A 23,195-nucleotide genomic window follows, 5' to 3' on the forward strand; every position below is an offset into this window, starting at 1 on the left:
CTTATTTAAAATGATTAAAACCAAAATTTAATACCCGCAACAAATGCGGTGTTGTTGTTACTTTGTCCACTTGATGTGGCATAGTCGGCGGTATTGCCAAATTTATTGCTCCATTCAACGCCAATATAGGGCGCAAACTGGCGTGTAAATTCATAACGAACCCTAAAGCCAATCGCGCTGCTTGATAGGCCACTTCCAAGTTCGTTTTGTTTATCGTTTTTGCCATAAAGTGTAATTTCGGCTCGCGGTTGTATAATTAGCTTTTGCGTGAGTAATAGTTCGTACTCTGCCTCTAACGTAAATGCGGTATTGCCTCGCTCACCTACGTATGCTGTCATATCAAGTTCAAACCAATAAGGGGCTAAACCTTGTAAGCCAAAAGCTAACCATTGCCGATTTTCACCTTCTTTATTGTAATCAAGACGAACACCTGCTTGAGTATCCCAATATGCTGATACGGCGTGACCCCATAAAATATCGGTTTGGTTTTCTTCAATACTTCCTTCGCTGAAATCACCCTCGGTTTTAATTACCAATCGATCAAAGGTAGTGCCGTACCATGCTTGTAAGTCAAATACACCTGCGTTTGCTTGCTCGTTATATTCAAGACGATCGCCTAGTAATGCGTAAAATGGATGCTCATCAGCGAGTGTTAATCGCTCATTGCCCTCAAGCGCATATGGGCCTTCTGTTAAAGTTGTTCCCGCAGAGTAAGCATGGGGGTCTCTTGCATCTTTAGGTGCACTTCCTCCTTGTGGTTGCATCTTAGCGCTATTCATTTGTGCCATTTCACTTTGCGCTAATAAAGGGAAACTAATTAATGAAGCCCCTGTTAACATTAATAAACCTAATGATTTAGATAGTTTTAATTGTTTCATGATACGACTACCTCTCTAAACATACCGGCATCCATATGGAATAATAAATGGCAATGCCAAGCCCAGCGACCTACATCGTGAGGGGTGGTTAAAAAGCTGATTCTTTGTGCGGGTTGAACAGGTATCGTATGACGTCGCACTTGCACATCACCTTGCTCGTTTTCTAAATCACTCCACATACCATGCAAATGCATAGGGTGCGTCATCATGGTATCGTTTTGTAAAATAACTCTTAAACGTTGGTTATGCTTCATATGCACTGGCGTGCTTTTACCAAATTCTAAGCCATCAAATGACCAGCTATAACGTTCCATATTTCCGGTTAAATGCAGCTCAATTTCAGCTTCTGGCTCTTGCTGGTTAGTGATCCCTTCAAGTGAGTGTAAATCTGCAAGTGTTAAAACACGACGACCATTTTTACGTAAACCAATACCAGGATCATCAAGATTTGTTCTCGGCATATCAACGCGCATATCAACTGAAGCTCCATACTCCGTTTTTGCATGACGCACTTTAGAGCTGGCAACCGCTAATGGGTTTTCAGACATACCATGTTTGCTATGATCCATCGCCATTGGACCGTGATCCATAGCGCTATGATCCATTTCTTTAGAGTTCATACCTGACATGCCAGCCATACCTGCCATTGCAGAATGCTCACCGCCGTGGGTCATATTGCCCATCATATCGGTCATCGTTAACCATTCAACAGGGTCAAGTGCAGGTACTGGCGCATCAATATTAGGCGAGCTTGATAAAGTTCCTTTTGCGTAACCAGAGCGATCCATACTTTGAGCAAAAATCGTATAGGCATCATTTTTAGGCTCAACAATTACGTCGTAGGTCTCACCAGGGCCGAATCTAAATTCATCAACTGTCACTGGTTCAACGTTTTGCCCATCAGCTTGTACAACTGTTAGTTTTAGTTCTGGAATACGAACGTCAAAAAAAGTATTGCTTGAGCCATTAATAAACCTAAGTCTTACTTTTTCTCCAACTTTAAACATTCCTCGCCAATTTGACATTGGCGTACTACCGTTCATTAAAAAGGTCATTGCTGATGCAGATAAGTCAGCTAAATCTGTAGGATTCATTCTCATTTGATTCCACATTTTGCGGCGTTGCAAAGCATTCGAAACACCGCTATTTGAAACGTCATCAAAAAATTCTGGAACAGTGGGCTGATTGAAGTTAAATACATCACTCTGTATTTTTAATTTGCGGAACAGCGCCATTGGGTCATCATCAGTCCAATCAGATAATTGAATAACATGCTCGTTATCTGCACTAATAATATCTTTTTCTCGCGGTTCAATAATTAATGCACCGTACATGCCAGTCATTTCTTGAAAGCCACTATGTGAGTGATACCAATATGTACCGCTTTGTTGTAATTTAAATTTATAAACAAAGGTTTCGCCAGGCATAATGCCTTTAAAACTGATACCAGGTACGCCATCCATTTGGTACGGTAAAATAATGCCATGCCAATGAATTGAACTCGGTACTGATAACTTATTTGTTACTCTAATAGTAACGTCATCGCCTTCTTTGAGGCGCAAGGTAGGGGCGGGTATAGAGCCATTGATAGTTGTCGCCATACGTACTACGCCAGTAAAGTTAACCGGCGATTCATCTATAACCAGATCAATTACTTTGCCGCTAAGTTCGGGCACAGTGCCTGTTATTGTTCCTGTTACTAAAGATGATGCAGCATGTAATACACTCGGAAAAGCAGCAAGTACACCTCCTGCAATTAAGCCTTGAACAAATCGTCTTCGTGGTGTGCTAACCTGTTGTGATGACTTTTTAAACCCCATTTCCTTACTCCTTCATACCAGAATATGTATTGAGTATAGAAAATAGACCTGTCTTAAACATGACGCGAACATTACAAAGTTGTAATGTTGGTGTCATGTTGCTGTAGTGACAGATACTGCATAATATTTGCAGAGGTAGTTGTTAGGACTTTAATGAAGGAATTGTATGCGCTTATTAGTTGTTGAAGATGAATCAAAGACAGGAGATTATTTAAAACAGGGGCTAAGTGAAGCTGGTTTTCAGGTTTCTTTGGCGCGCAATGGACTTGACGGTCATCACCTAGCAATGACCGACTTATTTGATGTAATAATACTTGATGTCATGTTACCTGACGTATCCGGTTGGAAAATTTTACAGTCGCTACGTGAAGCAGATAACAAAACCCCAGTACTATTTTTATCTGCTCGCGATAGTATAGACGATAGAGTAAAGGGGCTCGAACTTGGTGCTGATGACTATTTAATAAAGCCTTTTGCTTTTGCTGAAGTTTTAGCAAGAGTACGCACTCTTATTCGCCGTGGTGTAGTACAAACAGTTGACGATATACTGATAGTTGCTGATTTAGAAATGGATATTCCAAAGCGAAAAATACAACGTGCAGGCAAGCGTATTTTATTGAGTAATAAAGAGTTTAGCTTACTTGAACTATTGTTACGGCGCGAAGGTGAAGTACTGCCACGTTCGTTAATTGCTTCTCAAGTATGGGATATGAATTTTGATAGCGACACCAATGTGATTGATGTTGCCATTCGTAGGCTAAGAGCAAAAGTTGATGATGACTTTACTGTTAAATTAATTCATACGGTTCGTGGTATGGGCTATAAATTAGAGGTTGAAACTGATGGCTATTAAGTCACGGCCTTTATCACTTACGATGCGTGTTGTGTTGTTTGTCGCTGTAACCGTTATTGCGTGCTTAACTTTAGTTGCCACCTTAATAAATAGTTCGATAAAACATCATTTTTTCCAGCAAGATAGTAGTGAACTGCATGTTATTAATCAATCTATTGAATTAGTTTTAAGACAACAGTATAAATCAAACCTGAAACTTAAAAATGAATTATCTAACGCTGTAGCGGGTCATCACGGTGTTTACTATCAGGTAAATACCGCAAAAGGAGAGCTCATTTTTCAAAGTTCTGAACGAGATTTTAGTGATTTTGTAATGAGTGCTAATGCTTCAGCTGGCTTTAACCGTAACAACATTACCTCATGGCAAAATGATACCCACACCTACCGAGCTCTGGTGAGTAATTTAAGTACTGGGCAACAGCAATACAAAATTACTACAGCGATAGACATGAGCTTTCATTTACACTTTCTCAATCAATTTCAACAAAGTCTTTGGGCTATTATGTTTGGCTCTGCGGTACTCATTTTATTGGTGGCTTGGTTTGCTATACATCAAGGATTGAACCCTTTACGAGGTTTGAGTCAGAAAATGCATGACATCCAAACTAATAAGATGGATGTAAGGCTTGATGAAAATAAAGTGCCTATTGAGCTTGTTAATATGGTGCAGTCGTTTAACTCGATGCTCGACAGGCTCCAAGGTGAATTTATTCGTTTATCAAATTTCTCTAGTGATATTGCGCATGAGTTACGTACTCCACTAACAAATATAATCACTCAAACACAGGTTGGTTTATCTAAAAAAAGACAGTTGTTAGAGTATCAAGAATTATTGTTTTCTAATCTAGAAGAGCTGGAACGACTAACTAAGATGGTTAGTGATATGCTTTGGCTTGCAAAAACTCAGAATGGACTGGTTAAACCCGTTCAAAATACTCTAAAAAGCCATGATGAAATTGAAGCATTATTTGAGTACTTTGATGCTTTGGCTGAAGACTCATTGATTACATTTAAGAAAAAAGGTCAAAACCTTTGTTTTTATTGTGACAAATTACACTTTCGCCAATTATTATCAAACCTCCTATCCAATGCAATAAGGTATGCCCCAAAAGGCTCATCAATCACAGTAAATAGTGAAATATTTACCGCTGATAAAATATGTATTTCAGTGATTAATACTGGGGAGAGAATACCTTCTGAGCATTTACCTTATTTATTTGACCGCTTTTATCGACCCGATAAATCGCGCCAACGACACAGCGATGGAGCTGGTTTAGGGCTTGCAATAGTTAAAGCTCTAGCGCAAGCAAACGGTGGAAATATAGAGGTCAGTTCAAATAATCAAACTACCAGCTTTAAAGTTTTTCTAAATTTAGCTAAAAGCTAATTATTAAATTTAATAACCCAATGTTTGCTTGTACCTCTAGACTTCCCAGCTTTCATTAAACACCGGTTTATAAACTTAAAGTACAAAACGGAAGTAAACTTCCGGTTTCTAACCCAATATTGCTATATTTCGGAAGCAAACTTCCGTTTATAGGAATTCAAAGGTAGTTATCGGAAATATACTTCTGTTTTTGAAAGCGTTGGCCTAGATAGCTATATGAGCCATTTTTCGGGGTCTTATTTGAGCGAAAAGCGGAGGGTCGGGTAAACTCGTTTTTGGACAGAAATGAGTTAAAGCCGACCAGTGGTTCTATGCCAAAAGCGGACTTGGTACAAAACAAAGGCACCTCTTGCTTCTATCAAAAGGTGCCTTCTTATTTTGTTAAAAGTCGTTTTTATCTTTAACCGATATAACTTGACCGTTTTTTGCAATTTGGAAGTAAAGCTTATCTTCGTTGCTAGCATTAGATGCACTAACTACATAGAAATTGTCTTCAACGCTAGCAATCGAAAGTTGCGACTTATCAATATTTTTCCATGACTCATCTAACTTACCGACTTCAAAACCAGCGTCTTTAAACGTCATTTTTTGAATATGTGTTGCAGCGATGATAACAGCTTTCTGACCGCTGATGACACCATGATCTCCATGTGCCTGTACATTACTAGTTAGCAAGGCACCACAAAGCGCAACGATTGATATTAGTTTGTTCATTTTAGTCTCCATTTGGTATGAAATTCGTAAAGTTAAATTCGTTATTGTTTAAGGCCAATAACTTCGTATTGCCCTTTAACCAGTAGCTGTACTGACACTGGTTTATCTGATTTGTTTTGCCAGTACCAACCATGAGAGCCTGCAAATGGGGTGGTATAACTGCCTTTCATTTCATTAGTTGTAGCAATAGCATAGCTTTCAAAATATCCCGTTGTGTCACCTTCAGGCTCACCATGTAAATCGAAGTACAATGGAGCACCATCGGTTAACCATTCATAAGTCATTTTTTCATGCTGCTTCATATAAAATTTATATTCGATGCCGCGTCCCGCAGGGACTGTCACTTCTATTGTTTGAAACTCATCCGTGCCTTTAGTTGTCTCTAATGACGTTGTTTCCATTTCAGCCGCTTGTGCAAGTGCTGTTAAACCTAACTTGTTGCCAATACCTGTCGGATCGATGTTGTACTCTGCTGGTAAGATAAAGGTAACCAGTGCAATAGCCGCGACAACGACTGCTGAAATACTCGCTTTAACGAGTGTTTTGGTACTAACTGTATGTTGCATAAAATTCTCTTTTATTTCTGTATTTCTATAAGTTAAAAATCGATTAAATAGTAAAGTAACCAGTAAGTTGTAAGCCCATCAACATCACACCAGCACTCATTAGTGCAGTATTCGTGACTGTCGAAAAACGTTGAAATGACGGCAGTTTTCTCCATGCATTTATCATGATCAAAATAAGTGCGAGCGCAGCAAATTGACCAAGTTCAACACCTAAGTTAAAGGCAATCAGGTTGGTAATAAGACCTTCATCAGCTAGGCTAAATTCTTGTAATTTGGTAGCTAAACCAAAGCCATGAAATAGACCAAAAATCAGCACCGCCCATTGGGTATTAGGCTGCCAATTAAAACAACGCTTAAAGCCACCTAGATTATCGAAGCCCTTGTAAATTACGGAAAAACCGATAATGGCATCAATTAAATAAGCGTTGACCTGTATGTCACTTAACACACCAAATAACAGAGTTGTACTATGTCCAATAGTAAACATGGTGACGTACAACAGTACGTCACGGCTACGATATAAAAAGAAGATAACACCCACTAAAAACAATAAGTGGTCATATCCCGTTATCATATGTTTAGCGCCTATGTATAGGAATGGAATAAACTGAACACCTGTATTCTGTTCCAAAAACGCTCTGGTTTTATCATCAACACCGTGAGCAAAGGCTTCAATGCTAACAAGTGCCAGCAACGCAACTGCCAAATAGGTTAACGCTTTAATCATATTATTTGGCATCTTGAGACTCCAATACTTCAACATCAGTCAAAATAGACTCCTTTTCTTTGTGTAAAATTCTGTATAAGGCAGGAATGACAAACAGAGTCAAAATCGTTGACGAAATAATGCCACCAATGACTACTGTTGCGAGAGGTCGCTGAACCTCTGAGCCAATCCCTGTATTTAAAGCCATCGGAATAAAACCTAATGATGCGACCAAGGCGGTTGTTAATACAGGGCGAAGTCGAGTAAGTGCACCGTCAAATATTGCTTTATCAAGTGCCAATCCATTTTTACGTAACTCTCTAATGAACGACACCATAACCAGTCCATTTAGAATTGCTATGCCCGATAAGGCAATAAAACCAACGGCTGCCGAAATTGAGAACGGAATATCACGTAACAATAGAGCAGCTATACCACCTGTTAATGCTAATGGAACACCTGTGAAGATGATCATTGCATCTTTAAATGAGCTAAGCGCTAGTATCAACAATCCGACAATCATAATTAAGGTGACTGGTACAACAATACTCAGTCGCTCAGAAGCGGATTGCAGTTTTTGGTAGGTGCCGCCATATTCCACCCAGTAACCAGCCGGAATTTCAACACTTTCATTAATTGCAGTTTGGATATCCGCAACAAAACTTCCTAAATCTCTTCCGCGAACATTGGCAGTAACCACAACCCTACGCTTACCATTTTCGCGGTTAATTTGGTTAGCACCAGATACAAGCTCAATTTCAACAAGTTCTTGCAGTGGCACTGAATGACCGTCAGCCAACATAATCGGTAAATAAGGAAGTTCATCAATATTATTTCGTTTTGATTCTGCTAGGCGTACTACAATATCAGAGCGCACATCGCCTTGATAAAACTTACCTGCGACAGTACCACCCATCGCAGTTGCCACTTGAGATTGCACTTGGCTAATACTAATACCAAACTGCATCAATTTTTCACGCTTTGGTACTAAGTTAAGCAGTGGTAATCCCGTTGTTTGCTCGACTTGAATGTCTGCAATGTTATCAACTTGCGAAATAGCACCTTCTATCTCATCACCTAATGCGGTTAAAGTTTCAAAATCATCACCAAATACTTTAATGGCAAGCTCGGCTCTAACCCCAGCTAATAGCTCATTAAAACGCATTTGAATGGGCTGTAAGAACTCATAGCGGTTGCCCGGAATCGGCTCAACAAGTGCGGCCAATTCTTCTACGATTTGTGCTTTAGTTTTGTCTGGATTAGGCCATAATTCACGAGGCTTTAAGATAATAAAGTTATCTGCAACACTTGGTGGAACCGCATCGGTTGCCACATCTGCCGTGCCTATCTTAGCAAAGACACGTTCAACTTCTGGCATTTGCTTAATTTTATCTTCTAACGATTCCTGAAGTGCTACAGCCTGAGATAGTGACGTACCGGGAATACGTAAGGCGTGCATGGCAATATCACCTTCATCCAGATTAGGCGCAAATTCACTACCTAACTTAGTCGCTTGATAGCCAGAAAATATAACTAAAAGTGATGCCGCAATTATCACTAACCAACGTGCTTTCAATACCCATTTCAAAGCAGGTTTATAAAGGACCGCAGCGCCACGAATAAGTGGACTGTGCTTTTCTTTTACTGGCTTTTTAAATAGTAAGGCAACCATTGCTGGTACGAAGGTTACCGAAAGCAACATAGCACTCAGTAATGCAATAACTACAGTGATCGCCATTGGATGGAACATCTTACCTTCTACGCCTTCAAGAGCGAAGATAGGCAGATAAACTACGGTGATAATAAATACACCAAATAATGCGGGACGTATCACTTCTCTTGTTGCTTCGAACACTAACTCTAAGCGTTCTTTTAGCGATAACGGGTTATTTCCAGCCTGACTTAGCCTGCGGAGACAATTTTCTACGATAATAATGGCACCATCGACTAACAAACCAAAATCTAACGCCCCCAAACTCATCAAGTTTGCACTCACCCTTGTATGCACCATACCTGTTACTGTCATCAACATGGCAAATGGGATCACTAATGCGGTTAAAAATGCAGCCCTGAAATTGCCTAGTAGTACAAAGAGCACAACAATAACCAAAATGGCCCCTTCAATTAGGTTGAGCTGTACGGTTTTTAAGGTTTTATCAACTAATTTAGTGCGGTCATAAACAGCGGTTGCGACAATCCCTTCTGGTAAAGTGGCGTTAATTTCTTTGAGCTTTTCTCCCACGGCATGGGCAACGGTGCGGCTGTTTTCGCCAATAAGCATGAACACCGTACTCATCACCACTTCACGACCATTTTGTGTAGCAGCACCAGTTCTTAGCCCTTTACCGTTTTCAATATCGGCTACGTCTTTTATATAAATTGATGAACCATCAAGCGACTTAAGCGGAATATTACCAATGGCAGTCATATCAGTAACCTGACCGGGCAGCCTTAATAACCACTGTGCGCCATTTTGCTCTATAAAGCCTGCGCCTTGATTTTGATTGTTTTGTGCGATGGCATTAACCACATCGGCTTGTGATAGTCCAAAAGCAAGTAGCTTTTCAGGTTTAAAGGCGACTAAAACCTCCCGTTCAAATCCGCCTATAGGGTTCACCTCTACAACACCGGGTACACGCATTAACTGTGGTCTTATGGTCCAGTCATGTACGGTTCGTAAATCCATTGGTGTAATAGGCGTGCCATCAGCATGTGTTGCATCAGGCTCAGCATCAACCGTGAACATAAAGATTTCACCAAGACCTGTAGCTATTGGCCCAAGTTGAGGCTCTAAGCTTTGAGGCAACTCAGCTCGTGCCGCAGACAAACGTTCATTGACTAGCTGACGGGCAAAATAGATATCCGTATCATCGCTAAATATCGCTACCACTTGCGATAAACCGTAGCGAGAAACCGAACGCGTATAGGTTAAGCCCGGTAAACCTGATAACGCAGTTTCTAACGGAAAGGTTACTCTTTGCTCAACTTCCAAAGGTGTAAAACCAGCCGCCTCAGTATTGATCATTACTTGAACATTGGTGATATCTGGTACAGCATCAATGGGTAGTTTGGTAAAGTTCCAGATACCAAGCCCTGAAACAGCAAGTACCATCACCATCACAAGGAATTTGCGCTTTATTGAAAAGCGTAAAATTGATTCCAACATTTATACGCTCCTAATGATCATGTGATGCGCCAGACTTTTCAATGTCGGCTTTTAAGATGTAGCTATTATCAGCCACGTATTCTGTACCTGCTTTTAATCCACCTAGAACTTCAATCCATTCACCTCCGGCTCTTCCAAGCTCAAGCATACGGACTTCGTATTGTTTACCGACTTTGGCATAGACAACGGTGAAATCTCTAAAACTTTGCAAACCAACACGCTTAACAGCAAGCGGCACATCGATTGTTGCTACTTCAATATTTGCTTTAACGAAGTTTCCTTCTGCAAGTTCAGCATCTGCTAATTCAACCCAAACCATTCTTGCTTGATCATCTCTCACGCTTGGCTCAATAAATGACACCTCACCTACAAGGGGGTTCTTATGACCTTCAATGTTTAACGTAACTGGCGTTTCCAGTTTAACCTTGGAATAATCCGAAGGATAAACCGCTAATTTGGCAATATGGCGATTAAAATTGGTAATGGTGAGTAAGGTTTTACCATTGGTTTGCTCACCCGCGTTTGCGAATAACTGGGTAATAACACCATTAATGGGCGCTTTAATAACGTAGGGCTTAAGACTTTCATTACTTTCTACTGTGAATAGCGTTTGCCCTTTTTTAACGATTTCACCGAAATTGACGTGTAATTTGGTGATTTCACCATCAAAACGCGCTGCAATGTTTCGCTTAGCGCCCACAGGTAAACTTAATTTTCCATAAGCAGGAATGGTTTGATGAATTGTCGCAGGGCCTGCAATTTCAGTGTTGATTTCCATTGCATCGGCAACTGCCTGTTCAATTGTGGTGCGACCCTCGAAGTTGTCATATCGCCAATTGTACTTTTTACCCTGATAAGTTGCTTCAATGGCAACGACAAAAGAGTGAGGCTCATAAATCACCATATCACCGCGAAGAAAGTCACCTTGGGCATTGAAGTTAATATCATCAGTGCCATCGCCTAGACGGATTAACTTTACGTTTAAACTAACTTTCGCTGGGTCAATAGGTTGCCCTTCATTTGTTGCCCAAACACGAAATTCTGGCGGCACGCCTGTTTCAAAAATAGAGAGTTCAATTGCAAAATCACCTTCTCGTAACATGCGCCCACGGTGTGGACCTTTCTCTGGTTCAGCTTGCTCAGCCGCAGGTGATGATGCCGCAATAGCATTAGGTGCGACGACGCCTGTTAATGAGATAAGTATCGCCAAACTCAATGACGACAGGATATTTTTATTTTTCATAAGTTTGCTCACGGTTCTACTCGCTATCACTAACGGACACGCCAGTTAGGCGTTGAATTTCAATATGTTGTAAGTGCAAAGATTGATAAGAATCAAGTAACTGATTTTGGGCGCTGAGTAGCTCTCTACGGATATCACTCCACTGGTTGTAGCTAAGTTTGCCGATATCAAATGCCTGACTTGCTTCAGTCAATGCGGTTTCTAGTACAGGAATAATTTCAGCTTGAATCGTTTCAATGACATGGTGGGAATGCGCCATTTCTTGCAATAGCACATAAAGCTGTGCATCAAGTTTCTGCATTAACGCTTGTTGCTGACTTGCCAGAACATCTTGTTTTGCGAGTAAGGCAGCTATTGTTCCTGCATTTCTATTTTCACTTCCCCAAGGAATAGAGACACCCGCCACTAAACCAAAATCATCGGTCGTTTCATATCGTCTTAGTCCAGCAGTGAATTGCCACTGAGGTTTGGCTTCAATACGTGCGAGTTCCATTTGAGACTGGGCGATACGTTGTTCATCAGCAAACTGCTGTATTTGCGGGATTTGCTTAAGCTTGTTTAGCTGGCTTTCTACAGATGGAATTTCCGGCTTAAGCACTAAATTCCCCGTTAACTTAAGCTCTGCCTGAGGCTTACCCCATAAGGATGACAGTTGATAATGGCTGGCTTTTAATTCGTGCTCTAAATCTTCGACAGCGAGATTTCTTCGAACCAACTCAGCTTGAGCCAAGCGCATTTCGACATTAGAACTTTTGCCTGCTTTTACTCTTTTGGCAATAGCGTCAACCACTTCCTGTGCCTGAGATACCGCTAATTTATTGAGTTTCAGGCGCTCTTGTTTTATCAAGATTTCAACAAACTGCTTAGCAACAATCGCAGATAAATCGAGGGCTTTTATTTTTTGCTCGACTATTACTGCACTTGCTTGGCTTTTTGCCGCATTAACTCTGCCATCAATTTGATCTTGTTGAAGCAACCAAGAGTAGGTGAGCGTTGATTGCATACTTTTTAATGCACTATGCTCACCAGTCCCTAACGCATCTTCAATCATTAAACCTATTTGAGGACGCTCTCCAATTCCAGCTTGCTCGATATTACCTTGCCACAAGGCTTCTTGAGCTATCAAGGCTTTTAATTCAGGATGACTTTGTAGAGTCATGGTCACAGCCTTGCTTAAATTTATAACCTGATGTGATGACTGTGATTGCTGCTGGATTTGCGCATTAGCCAAAAAGGGAGTTGATGTTACTAAACCAGCCCCCGTTGTTAAAAATAGACCAACAGCCAAAAACCGATTGCCAGTCGGTTTTTTTCTGTTGCTTTTATAAAGATTAAATCTCATTCCATATCCTTAATTAATGGATGAAAAAAGTTTCGATAAAGTGATGAAAACTATCGACAGTGGATGCCGCTAGTACTGGCATAGTTGCCAATAATGCTAGAGTAATGATGAAAGTAGTAAGTGACGGTTTATTAATTGGATTTAATAAACCTTCAACACGAAGACTCGTGTAATCATGTCCGAAGTAGCTAACAGACGCCTGATCGCAATCCGTAGGAAGTGCTTTTTGAAGTCTAGCGACATCAATTAATGTCTGTGCGATATCAAGGTGGTCGTATTCTTTTGTGACCTCATTGTCGGCCATCTTTTCCGTCATTAAGACATATTGCTCGATTAGGGTTTGTTTTATACGTGACGGATAGAAGCTGGCAAGTGCCGTGAAAAGCACTTTAAATAACGGGTCTCTTGCCGTTACATGAGCCAGTTCATGATTAACGATGATATTAAGTTGTTCATCGCTAACTTGGGTTTGTAGTCCGGTTGATACATATATCTTGGGAGATATAAAACCTGTAGTAAAGGCAACAGGCACTTTAACAGGCATCAATAAATATTGATTGCCATTAGTCGTCCTAGCATCTTGTGCATCAGTAAAGCTTAGTAAACTCGATAATGCGATGGACTGTTTGGTTCTAGCAAAGGTAGTCTTAGTTACGCGCCAAGCTAAATAGATTAGTGCTAAAAGTAAGGTTAACGCGTGCCAACTTGAAAAGCTAAAAATATCGATATGGTGCCAATGGGCAAAATCTTCGAACCAGCTTATGTTAAAAACTTTATCAAACCCTAACGAGTAAGGCATAAAGTAACTAATACAAGAAAAGGCTATCCACCAAGGTGCACTCACTAGTGACCACAATATAAACTTTTGACTATTAAAACTGACTTGTTCGAGTCTGAACAACACAAAACGAGATACGACAGCAACAGTTGCAATACCTATCACAAATGCAAGCACTGAAACACTGAGCAAATTTAGAACGATTGCCATATCTCCAACTAACATAATTAAGCCCGCTCCTTTCTAAGCTGGCGTTGTTTCTCGATCATTTTTTCTAATGTATCGAGTTGTTCGTCATTAAGCTGTGCCGAAGCAGAACTGAACGCAGCAATTAAGCTATTTTCACCATCATCAACAAAGTCACTGGTTACATTTGAAATAAGTTGAGCAATTAAGCCTTCACGATCTACTCTGGCTGAATAACAATACGCATGGCCTTGTTTAGTGCGTTTAAGTAATTCTTTTTTAAATAACCTATCAAGCGTACTTTGGATAGTATTTAACGAATTACCACGAGCTAACCCCAGTACTTTATGTACTTGCTTTGCATCCGCTTCTTTCACATTCCAGAAATGTTGAAGCACTAACTTTTCTAGTTCACCTAACTGCATAACACTTTACTCTATTTAATTCGTTGGCTATATTGTCACAACAAAAACCGATAGGCAATCGGTTTTTTCATTTAAGGACATTATATGGGTTGGCTAATAACTAAGTATTTGATCACCGCTACGGTCATTGTCGCGGCATCAGAGCTAGCAAAACGAAATGATAAACTAGGCGCACTAATAGTGGCCTTACCGACAGTCACAATTTTAGCCATGATTTGGTTATATGTTGAAAAGCAGCCGTCAGAGAAAATAGCCAATCACGCTTGGTACACCTTTTGGTATGTACTTCCCACATTGCCCATGTTTTTACTTTTCCCCATGCTGATGCAGCGCTACAGTTTTTGGCTATCGTTACTCATCAGCTCATTAATAACTGTAATTTGCTTTTGGCTGTTTTCTTTATTGCTGAAGCAGTTTGGAATAGATTTGCTTCCTTGAGGTTAACAGCAAGGTCCGTTGTTCGCCCCACAGCTGCCATTAGAGTATTTACGTTAACGCGTAATGGGGCAGAAGCGAGTTATACCTGAATGACTGAAATTGACACTTTTGCGAAGTTAGGCTGTGAACGATAAGTCATGGTTAGCTGTAATAAGCTAACTATTAGTAAGAGAAAATTTTCCTATTTACACATGTTTAAACAAGCTTTAGTAAGTCCAATATTTATAGTTGGCAATAAGTTATACTAGATGCTATTGATAAAATGAGGATGTTTTCGCACTAAAGTAGGGGAAGTCCAGTTAGTCGTATCTAAGTTCCCCCAAAGCTAATAACTCTAGGCATTTCTTTATGCTGTAAGAACAGTCATATAACTATACTGGTCTTGTGCAACACATAGCGCTAAGTTTCAATATTACTAAATATTTAATAGGATCAGGGATTGAGTAGCTACTTACAGCAAGAGACATATGACTGTATTTTGCATAAAGATACTACTAAGTCTTATTGATGGCTTACTTAGTACATATTCCTTTTCAATTAATTTAGACGCTAAACTACGATATAATTGTAAGTTTTTATCTGAAATTAATGTAAGTGAATACTGTAAGCTTATTTAAATTTAAAAATATTTTAAATTCAATAGCTTGAGTTTTTAAGTTCCATAAACTTACACTTTTTACCCTGTAGTTCTACCATGCGGCCGTAGAAATGCGCGACAATCCTAAGCTTGCAAGCGTACCGCTGGCAATTGGCGGAAATAGTCGCCGTGGAGTGCTCTCTACCGCTAACTATATTGCTAGAGAGTATGGGGTGCGCTCTGCTATGTCTAACTATCATGCCAAACAGCTTTGCCCTGACTTAGTTATTGTGCCTGGCAGAATGGCTGTTTATAAACAAGTATCAACACAGATCCGCGCCATTTTTAACCGCTATACTGACCTTGTAGAACCTCTTTCGCTTGATGAAGCATATTTAGATGTGAGCCATAGTACTGCTTTTAAAGGTAGTGCAACGTTAATTGCTAAGCAAATTCGTACCGATATTTTTAATACCACAGGACTGACTGCATCTGCAGGTATTGCCCCAATTAAATTTATAGCCAAAATTGCTAGTGATGAAAATAAGCCCAATGGCCAATTTGTAGTATTGCCTGAGCAGGTTGACTCGTTTTTAGCCCAATTGCCATTAGGTAAAATTCCAGGGGTGGGTAAAGTAACTCTAGAAAAGCTTAATTTAAAAGGGTTATACACGGGGCAAGATGTGCGCGAAAAAGGGGCTAATTGGATGCAACAGCATGTGGGCAATTTTGGTGTGTCGTTATATCAAAAGTGCATGGGGGAGCATATAGGGCGCGTTTCCACCGAGCGAGTACGCAAGTCATTGAGTGTGGAACATACTTATGAATACAATAAAAACAGCCTAGATGAATGCCTTGAACAATTACCGCAACTGTTAGATGAACTCGTGGTTCGATTAAATAAACAGCAACTACAACATAAAATTAATAAATTAAGTGTTAAAGTTAAATTTGCTAATTTTGTAGTGACCTCAGCAGATCAAGCTGCGTATCAATTAAACACGGCTATTTTTAAAGAGTTACTCGCCAAAGCCTATCAACGTGGATTACAACAACCGGTGCGCTTATTAGGAATTGGCGTGGGTATTAAAAATCAACCAGAGCATAATTTACAGCTTAGTATTTTAGATGTGTAAAACGCGTAACTCCAAGTTGCCAGTAAGTAAGTAGGTTATCGCAGTACACTGGTTATAAATTGCTAAATAAATAATAATAGGGACTACGTTTTCTAACAGGATCCTTTTTTATGGCATATCCAAAAGCAGTACTGGCTAAGCCGGTAAGTGCAAGCCTAGATTGTACATCGCATGATGCACTTATTATTATCAGCAACGACTTTTCTCATTTACCAAATACGCCACTGCGTGATGCAATTTTAGACCAAGCCCAAGTAGACTCTCGCATAGGCAATCAAGTCACCTTGTTAGTGATTGCCGGTAAACGTGTCGTGTTAGTGCCAACAGGCCCTTTAAACAGAGATTATGACGACGTTCGTCGTTATTTTGATGCAGCCAAATTAGCCATTAATGAGGCAAAAGCATCAGGTAGTGTTAACCCTGCTATTTATTTACCCGCTTTAAATACGGATAGCCGTTATCAACATGCTCTTGAAGTGGCTTACTTAGGCGCATGCCAAGCATTATGGCAACCCCTAGAAGCGCGTGAGTTTCATGGTCAAGGTATTGAACCTATTACTCAAATAGGCTTAATTGATGCCAATGAGCAAACAATCAAAGCAGTCAATGCGTTAGCTGCGGGGCAATATGCCGCACGTGATTTATGTGGCACCGAGCCTGAACGCATGGCCCCCCCACGTTTTGCTGATTATTGTACTGAGTTATTTGAAAACAGTGCGGTGAGCGTTGATGTGATTGATGATTTAGCTGCCATTGATAAGCATTACCCCATGCTAAGTACCGTTGCTCGCGCATCGTATGCGGTAGAGCGTCATCATCCACGCGTTGTTAAACTTGAATACGTGCCTGAGGGCGAAGTAACCCGAACACTGATGTTTGTTGGTAAAGGTTTAGTCTATGACACGGGCGGTGCAGATTTAAAAGTCGGTGGTTTTATGGCGGGCATGAGCCGCGATAAAGGCGGTGCGGCCTCGGTTGCTGGATTTATGAAAGCGGTAGCCGATTATCAGCCTAAAGGGGTTAAAGTGATTGCCTTTTTAGCGGTTGTACGCAACTCTATTGGTTCAGATTGTTTTGTCCCTGATGAAATAATTACTAGCCGTGAAGGTGTGCGAGTACGTATTGGTAATACCGATGCCGAAGGGCGTTTAGCTATGGGGGATTTACTTAGTGAAATGAAAGATTTAGCTAAAAATGAAATAAATCCAACGTTGTTTACAGTGGCAACCTTAACAGGGCACGCTGCGCGCGCTATGGGGCCTTATGGCGCATATGTTGAGAATGGGCCCGCGCGTAGTGCTAATATTTCACGCCAATTAGCCGATTGTGGTGATTTATGGGCTGACGGTGCTGAAGTGTCGCGTTCACGCCGTGAAGATTATGATTTTATAAAACCACGCACTTTAGCTGACGATGTGCTTTCTAGTAATAATGCGGCTTCTGCTGTCACAGCGCGCGGCCATCAATTCCCTATGGCATTTTTAGCTGTGGTAGGTGGATTAGATAAGCATGGTAATGAATCTACTTTACCACTTCCTTATGTACATATGGATATTGCTGGTAGTGGCGTTGAAGGCGGCGACTGGCAACATGGTAAACCAACTGCAGCGGCAGTTAGCAGTTTATTTGCCCGCTATTGTTTATAATTTTCTATAAATAATCCTAAAAAGCCCTGAAAATCAGGGCTTTTTAATTGGTGGAAGATATTTATTATCCGGAGTTAAGGTTAACTAAGCTTAAAGCGCGATACCACGCTTGATAACTCAACACTGCTTTGTTTGAGTTTGTCGCTAGCGCGAGTTAAATCTTTGGTGTTACCCAATGATTGCTCTGTAGATTGTGATAAATCGTTAATTCTTAAATTCACCTCGTCTGCGGCTGATGTTTGCTGCTCTGTGGCGCGAGCAATTTGGCCGTTCATATCGGTGATCACCGATACCAGCCTGTCTATTTCATCAAGTGATGCATTAGCTGAAGAGGCTTGTTCAACCGTAGAAATAGAAATCTCTTGGCTAGATTTTACCGCTTCAACTGCAGCTTTAGCCCCTTCTTGCAGCTTAGCTATCATAGCTTGAATCTCATCAGTGCTTTTACCTGTCCGGCTGGCAAGTGTTCTTACTTCGTCGGCTACAACTGCAAAGCCTCTTCCATGTTCACCTGCTCTTGCAGCTTCAATAGCTGCGTTTAGCGCTAACAGATTGGTTTGTTCAGCAATGCTTCTAATAACATCAAGTACCGAGCCAATATTATTACTCTCTTGAGCAAGGTCGGCGGTCACTTTGCTCACGGTTTCTATATTACTAGAGAGGGTTTCAATGGCGATAATGGTTTTCGACACTACATTTTTACCCGTTGATGCATTACTAGCAGCATCATTTGCGGCTTGCTCAGCAGCTTCGGCATTACGGCTAACATCATGAATTTGATGAGTCATTTGCTCCATTGCCGCGGCTACTTGGGTTGAGCTGTCGTTTTGAAGTTCAATGAATGATTGGCTGGTTTTGCTAGAATCATCTACAGCATGGGCATGCTCGTTTACATCGTTTGCGCTTTTGGCAACCAGCACCAAAGACTCCCTAATTTTAGAGACAAACAAGTTAAATGACCGCGACAGCTGAGATATTTCATCATTGCCATTTTCGTTGAGAGTACGGGTTAAATCCCCCTCACCTTGAGAGATATCTTTCATCATTTCTGCTGCTAAACGAGTCGGCGTTAAAATACTGCGACCAATAAAGTAGCTAAAAAGTACGACAACGACGATCATAATCATTACATTGATAACGATAATAGTACGTTGCAGCGAAAAGGTGTTGTCTATGGTATCAAGGTAAACGCCCGAGCCGATGATCCATTGCCATTGATTAAAGCCTTTTACATACGCAATTTTATCTACGGGTTTGTCGCTGCCGGGTTTTGGCCACTTGTAAGGCACATAGCCTTCGCCGGATTTTTTAACAACATCAACCATTTCAACAAACAAAGGGGTGCCATCAGGGTCTTTATTATTCGTTAAATCTTTCCCTTCAAGGGCTGGTTTAATTGGGTGCATTACCATGGCTGGCTGATAATTGTTGATCCAAAAATAGTTAGTATCATCGTAACGCAATGATCGTATTGAGGCCATCGCTTGAGATTGTGCTTGTGCACGAGTGAGTGTTTGACTTTGTTCAAGCGCTGCGTAGTGTGTAATGATGCTATAAGCAGTTTCCACCACATTTTTAGTTTTTAGATATTGCTCATTTTTAAGCGATTTATATTGATTACTTAAACTCGAAATACTCAATACAATTAAACCAAAAATTACAATCCCTACTAAAATGGCTAAACGTTGAAATATAGTAAAACGACGGAGGTTTGGCATATGCATATTCCCGTATTAGAGCATTATTTCTCTTAAATAAGCATAGTTAAAATATAGGCTAATACGGTTTTATTTTCCTTATATTGTATTTTTAATACTCTCTTTGTTAACTAGTTTGCGTAAATACAATAAAAAGGATAGGCCGAACTTTTACTTAACGGGTGCTTATAATGAATTTAATTATTGTTTGTTGACGTTTCAATATAGCTTATCTGCATAAAAAAAGGCTGATACTTATATCAGCCTTTAGTCGAATAATTAACCCGGTTTTAGTTACTTTGTATTAAAATTACGGTTAAAGAAGTTTGTAATAGTTTGATGTAAATGAGTTTGAACTTGTTTACCGCGAAGGCTATGTTTTGAGCCCGGGTAAGTCATCATTTCAAACTGTTGATTGTTATCTTGCAGCTGTTTAAACAATTTAGTGGCATGGGTAAATAATACGTTGTCATCGGCCATGCCATGGTAAATCATTAATGGGCCTTTTAAGCCTTCAGCGTATGGGAACACAGCACTGTCGATATAGCCTTGGGCATTAGTATCTGGGTGACCCAAATAGCGCTCGGTGTAATGGGTGTCGTATAGAGCCCAGTCGGTAACCGGAGCACCAGATACACCCGCGCTAAAGTAATCGCCTGCTTTAAACATAGTCATCAGCGCCATATAACCACCGTAGCTGTGGCCATAAATACCAATGCGAGCAGGGTCTACGTAATCAAGAGTACGTAAAAACTCAACGCCTTTGATTTGATCCGCCACTTCTACAACGCCTAAGTGCTTATAAATTGCATCTTCAAACTTTTTACCGCGATTGTAAGAGCCTCGGTTATCAAGTTGAAAAATTACATAACCTTGTTGCGCCATGTATTGAAAATATAAATTTTTACTGCGCCAGCTATTCGTTACTCGCTGAGCATGAGGACCACCGTAAACGTTGACAATAACCGGATGCTTTTTACCCTTTGCCATATTTGCTGGTTTAAATAAACGGTAATGCATAATTTGGCCGTCTTCAGCGGTAATTGTTCCGTATTCGGGCTGGGCTAAATCAGTTAGATACGGGGTAAGTGGGTGAGAGTCATCAAGCTTATTCTCTTCAAGCCACGTAATAAACTCACCATTAATTTTGCGCAGTGCAGCTGAATTTGGCTTATTAACCGATGAGCTATTATCAATGAAAGTTTTATTATCTTTCGCTAGAACGACATTATGGTATTGGCCTTTTTCAGTAATGCGCTTCATACCCCCTTTTTTAAATAAAGGCGCACTGTATAAATGGCTCTCTAGCGGGGTATCTTTACGTGCAGCAAAGTAAACAACGCCATTTTTTTCATCTATCCCTTTTAGGCTATCTACGACCCAATCACCTGCGGTAATCTGGCGGATAAGTTGGCCGTTATTACGATATAAATAAAGGTGCTTAAATCCATCGCGCTCTGAGGCCCATACAAAATGCTTTTTATCTTTTAAAAATTCAAGGTCAAAATGCAAGTTGATCCAGGTATCACTTTTTTCAGTTAAAGCAACGGTTTGCTGTTTTGTTTTAGTGTTGTAAAAACGTAGTTCTAAGTTATGTTGCGAGCGGTTTTGCCATTGATAAGAGAGCGTATTGCTGTCGTTTAGCCACTTAGCGCGGGCAATATAAATATCTTTATCGTCGCCTAAGTCAATCCAGTCAACTGCTTGATCATTAAGCTTTACCACCCCAAGTTGAATGTCAACATTATTGGTGCCAGTAAATGGATAACGCTGGTTAAATAGTTTTACTTCATCAGCATAAATTTCGTTACGAATCGCTTCTTGAACAGGGCTTTCATCAACGCGAGTAAAGGCGATTTTAGATTCATCATTTGCCCACCAATAACCGGTCATACGACTCATTTCTTCTTGCGCCACAAATTCGGCCATGCCGTTTTTAATTACGCCACCGCCATCTTTACTTAACTGAATTTCTTTACCTGAAGCCAGCTCTAGTGCATATAGGTTTTGCTCTCGGATAAAGGATACGAAATTTCCTTTTGGAGAGAAACGCGCATCGGTTTCAAATGCGTCTGTGTTAGTCAGCTTTTTACTATTTTTAGCATCTAAGTCATAGTAATAAAGATCGCCATTAAGAGGGAATAACAGTGCTTTCCCATCTTTTGACCATTTATATTCAAGGATACCTTTTCCAAAAATACGTTGGCGTTCGCGGCGTGCTTTTTCTTCATCGGAGAGATTTTCTGGGCCTGAAAATAACTGCGCCGAATCAACTAACAACCGGTTGGTATTATCTTTTAAATTATATTCCCATAAATCGTAGCGGTTATAGTCATCGGTTTTACCTTGTAAGTAGGTAACCCGGCTACCATCAGGCGAAAACTTAAGTTGTACCGGAGATTTGCCTGCTAAGCTCGGATCATCAAATATACGCTCAAGCGTTAGCGGCTCAGCTTCTGCGCTTAATGCGCCCGCGAGTAGGGGAATTGCCAGTGAGAGGTGTTTTAGTTTTTTTAACACAGGATTGCCTTTACTTACATAAAATTATCTCGATGGTAAAGCACAAGCGTGTGCAACTGCAACTAAATGCTATAAAGTGTGCGGTAAAATAATCTAAGGACTTTAACATGAGCAAAACATCATTTATCTTAGCACCTGAACTGAAAAGAGATTGTATTGAACTGGCTGATTGGCCACTTTGTAAGGTGTTACTATTAAACGACAGCCAATATCCTTGGTTTGTATTGGTCCCCAGAATAGCGGGCTTAAAAGAGATTATTGATTTAACCGAGCAGCAACAAATTACTTATTTACACGAGTCAGCGAAACTCAGTCATTTGTTAATGGAGGTGTTTAATCCTGATAAGTTAAATGTAGCCGCATTGGGTAATATGGTGCCACAACTACATATTCATCATATCGCGCGTTTTAAAACAGATATTGCATGGCCTGCGCCGGTATGGGGCAAGTTTCCGAGTGTGCCTTATACTAATGAGCAGATAGAGCAATTAAAAGCGCATTTTTAAAAATCAAAATGAGTTACTTTGAGGGGATAGTATGAAATTAATCAAACAACTCTGTACAAGTGTATTTATTGCAGCCATTGCAGTGTCAACAGTGATAGCGGGCGAGCAGCCAGTAGCTATAGATGTGGTAAATAACGCTAATATTAAAAACTTTGCAGCACATAACAACTTGGTTTTTTCAGCAGCGCAGCCCAGTGATGCGCAGTTTAAGCAACTATCACAAGCTAATGTTAAGCATGTTATTAATTTACGTGCAGCAGATGAGCAAGACTGGGATGAAGGCGCGTTAGTCAATTCTTTAGGAATGAATTACCACGCAATTGAGATTGCAGGTGCACAAGATGTAAACATCGACAATGCAAAACGATTAGCTAGCCTTTTAGAAGAACTTAAAGGTGAGTCAGTGGTTGTTCATTGTGCGAGCAGTAATCGTGTTGGTGCGCTAATGGCTATTTCAGCCCATCAGCAAGGCGCTGATATTGAGTCTGCAATTGAAACAGGCAAGCAGTGGGGAATGGCAAGCCTTGAGCCGGTTGTTCGTAAAGTGATGAGTGATAAATAATTAGACTGATAAGTAATTAGGGTCTGTTGACCTTTCAAGGTTGAATTTG

Annotated in this window: 19 protein-coding genes; 7 read left to right on the forward strand and 12 right to left on the reverse strand. The window is 40.4% G+C overall.

Features of this window, described 5'->3' with window-relative positions:
- Positions 1-14: 14 nt before the first annotated feature.
- Together AAGD16_RS03460 and AAGD16_RS03465 are read right to left on the reverse strand one after the other, a co-directional pair.
- Complete coding sequence (locus AAGD16_RS03460; protein WP_008109922.1) at positions 15-878, reverse strand: copper resistance protein B; 864 nt, start codon at positions 876-878, stop codon at positions 15-17.
- Positions 875-2,698, reverse strand: coding sequence for a copper resistance system multicopper oxidase (locus AAGD16_RS03465; protein WP_024601571.1), 1,824 nt, complete (start codon positions 2,696-2,698; stop codon positions 875-877). The genes AAGD16_RS03460 and AAGD16_RS03465 overlap by 4 nt, the downstream gene beginning before the upstream one ends.
- 166 nt (positions 2,699-2,864) lie before the next feature.
- Here AAGD16_RS03465 and AAGD16_RS03470 point away from each other — a divergent pair, with 166 nt between their 5' ends.
- Both AAGD16_RS03470 and AAGD16_RS03475 read left to right on the forward strand, forming a co-directional pair.
- Positions 2,865-3,551, forward strand: a complete 687-nt coding sequence (locus AAGD16_RS03470; RefSeq protein WP_004588805.1) for a heavy metal response regulator transcription factor — start codon at positions 2,865-2,867, stop codon at positions 3,549-3,551.
- Entirely contained in the window at positions 3,541-4,938 is a 1,398-nt protein-coding gene (locus AAGD16_RS03475) for a heavy metal sensor histidine kinase (protein ID WP_024601570.1), read from the forward strand. The genes AAGD16_RS03470 and AAGD16_RS03475 overlap by 11 nt, the downstream gene beginning before the upstream one ends.
- A 381-nt stretch (positions 4,939-5,319) precedes the next feature.
- Here AAGD16_RS03475 and AAGD16_RS03480 read toward each other — a convergent pair whose 3' ends face one another.
- Genes AAGD16_RS03480 through AAGD16_RS03515 form a run of 8 tightly spaced genes read right to left on the reverse strand, consistent with a single transcriptional unit; the run spans position 5,320 to position 14,064 of the window.
- A complete protein-coding gene (locus tag AAGD16_RS03480; RefSeq protein WP_028834945.1) occupies positions 5,320-5,652 on the reverse strand; it encodes a DUF6488 family protein in 333 nt (110 codons plus the stop codon).
- 41 nt (positions 5,653-5,693) lie between these two features.
- Complete coding sequence (locus AAGD16_RS03485) at positions 5,694-6,218, reverse strand: hypothetical protein (protein ID WP_028834944.1); 525 nt, start codon at positions 6,216-6,218, stop codon at positions 5,694-5,696.
- A gap of 43 nt (positions 6,219-6,261) precedes the next feature.
- Positions 6,262-6,957: a HupE/UreJ family protein gene (locus tag AAGD16_RS03490; RefSeq protein WP_028834943.1), complete on the reverse strand. Its 696-nt coding sequence runs from the start codon at positions 6,955-6,957 to the stop codon at positions 6,262-6,264.
- Complete coding sequence (locus AAGD16_RS03495; RefSeq protein ID WP_028834942.1) at positions 6,947-10,090, reverse strand: efflux RND transporter permease subunit; 3,144 nt, start codon at positions 10,088-10,090, stop codon at positions 6,947-6,949. Before AAGD16_RS03495 ends, AAGD16_RS03490 begins: the two co-directional genes overlap by 11 nt.
- A gap of 10 nt (positions 10,091-10,100) precedes the next feature.
- On the reverse strand, positions 10,101-11,333 hold the full coding sequence (locus AAGD16_RS03500) for an efflux RND transporter periplasmic adaptor subunit (protein WP_028834941.1): 1,233 nt from the start codon (positions 11,331-11,333) through the stop codon (positions 10,101-10,103).
- A gap of 16 nt (positions 11,334-11,349) precedes the next feature.
- Positions 11,350-12,675, reverse strand: coding sequence for a TolC family protein (locus AAGD16_RS03505; protein WP_028834940.1), 1,326 nt, complete (start codon positions 12,673-12,675; stop codon positions 11,350-11,352).
- Between the two features lie 13 nt (positions 12,676-12,688).
- Complete coding sequence (locus AAGD16_RS03510; RefSeq protein WP_028834939.1) at positions 12,689-13,678, reverse strand: M56 family metallopeptidase; 990 nt, start codon at positions 13,676-13,678, stop codon at positions 12,689-12,691.
- Positions 13,679-13,680: 2 nt separating this feature from the next.
- Positions 13,681-14,064, reverse strand: coding sequence for a BlaI/MecI/CopY family transcriptional regulator (locus tag AAGD16_RS03515; RefSeq protein ID WP_028834938.1), 384 nt, complete (start codon positions 14,062-14,064; stop codon positions 13,681-13,683).
- 84 nt (positions 14,065-14,148) lie between these two features.
- On the opposite strand from AAGD16_RS03515, the gene AAGD16_RS03520 reads away from it, so the two are divergent.
- The 3 genes from AAGD16_RS03520 to AAGD16_RS03530 all read left to right on the forward strand — a co-directional run bounded on the left by AAGD16_RS03520 (position 14,149) and on the right by AAGD16_RS03530 (position 17,861).
- Positions 14,149-14,502: a DUF3147 family protein gene (locus AAGD16_RS03520; protein WP_028834937.1), complete on the forward strand. Its 354-nt coding sequence runs from the start codon at positions 14,149-14,151 to the stop codon at positions 14,500-14,502.
- A gap of 708 nt (positions 14,503-15,210) precedes the next feature.
- A complete protein-coding gene (gene dinB, locus AAGD16_RS03525; RefSeq protein WP_138764574.1) occupies positions 15,211-16,215 on the forward strand; it encodes a DNA polymerase IV in 1,005 nt (334 codons plus the stop codon).
- Positions 16,216-16,325: 110 nt separating this feature from the next.
- Positions 16,326-17,861, forward strand: a complete 1,536-nt coding sequence (locus AAGD16_RS03530) for a M17 family metallopeptidase (protein WP_377113678.1) — start codon at positions 16,326-16,328, stop codon at positions 17,859-17,861.
- 80 nt (positions 17,862-17,941) lie between these two features.
- On the opposite strand, the gene AAGD16_RS03535 is transcribed toward AAGD16_RS03530, so the two are convergent.
- Entirely contained in the window at positions 17,942-19,579 is a 1,638-nt protein-coding gene (locus AAGD16_RS03535; protein ID WP_377113681.1) for a methyl-accepting chemotaxis protein, read from the reverse strand.
- 273 nt (positions 19,580-19,852) lie between these two features.
- Complete coding sequence (locus tag AAGD16_RS03540; RefSeq protein WP_064664262.1) at positions 19,853-22,078, reverse strand: S9 family peptidase; 2,226 nt, start codon at positions 22,076-22,078, stop codon at positions 19,853-19,855.
- 107 nt (positions 22,079-22,185) lie between these two features.
- Here AAGD16_RS03540 and AAGD16_RS03545 point away from each other — a divergent pair, with 107 nt between their 5' ends.
- Positions 22,186-22,584, forward strand: coding sequence for an HIT domain-containing protein (locus AAGD16_RS03545; protein WP_377113685.1), 399 nt, complete (start codon positions 22,186-22,188; stop codon positions 22,582-22,584).
- Positions 22,585-22,615: 31 nt separating this feature from the next.
- Complete coding sequence (locus tag AAGD16_RS03550; RefSeq protein ID WP_090494559.1) at positions 22,616-23,146, forward strand: hypothetical protein; 531 nt, start codon at positions 22,616-22,618, stop codon at positions 23,144-23,146.
- The last annotated feature ends 49 nt before the right edge of the window (positions 23,147-23,195 follow it).

It is taken from the genome of Pseudoalteromonas sp. M58, assembly GCF_042604605.1.
GTDB classification, from domain to species: Bacteria; Pseudomonadota; Gammaproteobacteria; order Enterobacterales; family Alteromonadaceae; genus Pseudoalteromonas; species Pseudoalteromonas tetraodonis.